The following is a 2,144-nucleotide window of genomic DNA, read 5'->3' on the forward strand; positions in this document are numbered from 1 at the left end:
CCAGCTTTGATCCGCAACTGATCGCCAAGTACCAGCGCCGGTTTCCGGGCTTCGACGACAAAATCGTCTCGATGTATGCGCGCGGCATGAGCACACGGGAGATCGTCGGGCACTTGCGCGATCTGTACGGTATCGACGTCTCGCCGGACCTGATCTCGACGGTGACCGACGCCGTGCTCGAAGAGGTCGCCGCCTGGCAGGCCCGACCGCTCGATCCGGCCTATCCGCTGGTTTTCTTCGACGCGATCCGGGTCAAGATCCGTGACGAAGGTCTGGTCCGCAACAAGGCTATCCACATCGCGCTAGGCGTGCGTGCCGATGGCGGCAAGGTCGTCCTGGGCCTGTGGATCGAGCAGAACGAGGGCGCCAAATTCTGGCTGCGGGTGATGAACGAGCTGAGGAACCGCGGTGTTGAGGACATCATGCTGGCCGTCGTAGACGGCCTGAAGGGCTTTCCAGAGGCGATCACCGCCGTGTTCCCAGAGACGATCGTCCAGACCTGTTGGTGTGGACGGCCTCCCAACGGCATCAAGATGTGCCACGATGAGGTTGTTGAAGACCACATGAGGGAGACTGTCCGTGGAGAAGCTTATCCGTATTGGGATCGACACGTCAAAGCACGTTTTTCAACTTCACGGGGTCGACACGGCCGAGAAGCCGGTACTGCGCAAGCAGTTACGGCGAGCGGACATGATGACGTTCTTCGAGAAATTGTCGCCGACCAGCGTCGCGCTTGAGGCCTGCGGTGCATCTCACCATCTTGCGCGGTTGCTGACCTCTTATGGGCATGAGGTAAAACTGATCGCCCCTCAACTGGTCAAACCCTACGTGAAGCGCGGGAAGAACGATGCAGCGGACGCAGAAGCCATCTGTGAAGCGATGAGCCGTCCCTCGATGAGGTTCGTGCCGATTAAGACACCAGACCAGCAGGCGGGATTGATGCTGGTCGGTGTTCGAGAGCGTCTCATCCAGATGCGGACTCAAGTGGCAAATTCCATCCGGGGTTATGCGGCCGAGTTTGGTCTTATCGCCGCCAAAGGCAAATGCAGGATCGAGCAGCTTCTTGACCGTCTTGCTACCGATCGCTCTATCCCCGCACTTGCCCGGACATTGTTTGCGACGCAGGGAAAGATCTTCCGGCAGCTTGAAGAAGAGATCACCGAAACGGAGGCGCAACTTGCACAGTGGCACCGTGCCGATGAGCGTGCGCGCCGCTTGGCTGAGATACCAGGCGTTGGCCTGATCGGCGCATCGCTTCTCACAATGAAAACGCCAGCACCCGAGCTGTTCGAATCCGGCCGACAGTTCGCGGCGTGGATGGGACTCACACCGAAGGATCATTCGACCGGCGGCAAAACCAGGACAGGCAAAATCACCCGTGCTGGGGACGAGGCCCTAAGAAGCGTGCTCGTAGCAGGCGCCACAGCATTGTTACGGCATGTTCGCGTTGGACGCGGCAAGCATGCGACCCCTTGGCTCTTGGACCTGCTGAAGCGGAAGCCGCCTAAGCTGGTCGCCGTGGCCCTCGCCAACAAGATTGCTCGCATCGCGTGGAAACTGATGGTATCGGGAGAGCGCTACAAGGCATACAGTGCCAACCAAGCCTGAGCAGCAGCATAAGGCGACAAGATCTGGCCGGAGCATATGAAATTGCGCCCCTGAGCTGGAAGTGAACTTGCAAGACAACGGTAGATGGATTTGATCGATCCGGGCTCATGGCATTCCATACAATGCAATGGCAGTTAAATGCCGCAGACTTGTTCGGAACGTGAGTGGCGGAAACCATCTTGGCCAGCGATTGATTGAGATCGCGCTTCAAAGGCCGGACATATGAAGGCAAGCGATCAGCTCATATCTGCCCGAATGTCTTGTAAGCGGGAGGCCGTCCACATATGCATCGTCCACCTGCTGCGCAACTCGATGGACTTCGTGTCGTGGAAGGACCGCAAGGCGCTCGCTGGTGCACTGAAGACCGTCTACCGCGCCAGCGATGCCATCGCTGCCGAGGAGGCCCTGACAGCCTTCGAGGCCGGCGAATGGGGTCGGCGCTATCCTGCGATCGGCCAGAGCTGGCGCCGTGCATGGGCTGAGGTTATCCCGTTCTTTGCCTTCCCCGACGAGGTCCGCCGCATCGTTTATACGAC

General features: G+C 59.1%; 1 protein-coding gene and 2 pseudogenes. All 3 read left to right on the plus strand.

Going from position 1 to position 2,144, the window contains the following annotated elements:
• Positions 1-503, plus strand: a pseudogene (locus tag HWN72_RS30535) (IS256 family transposase); the annotation flags it as partial.
• Positions 504-579: 76 nt separating this feature from the next.
• Entirely contained in the window at positions 580-1,608 is a 1,029-nt protein-coding gene (locus tag HWN72_RS30540; RefSeq protein ID WP_211152305.1) for an IS110 family transposase, read from the plus strand.
• 276 nt (positions 1,609-1,884) lie between these two features.
• Positions 1,885-2,144: pseudogene (locus HWN72_RS30545) on the plus strand (transposase); the annotation flags it as partial.

Source organism: Novosphingobium sp. HR1a (genome assembly GCF_015594425.1).
Classification (GTDB): domain Bacteria; phylum Pseudomonadota; class Alphaproteobacteria; order Sphingomonadales; family Sphingomonadaceae; genus Novosphingobium; species Novosphingobium resinovorum_A.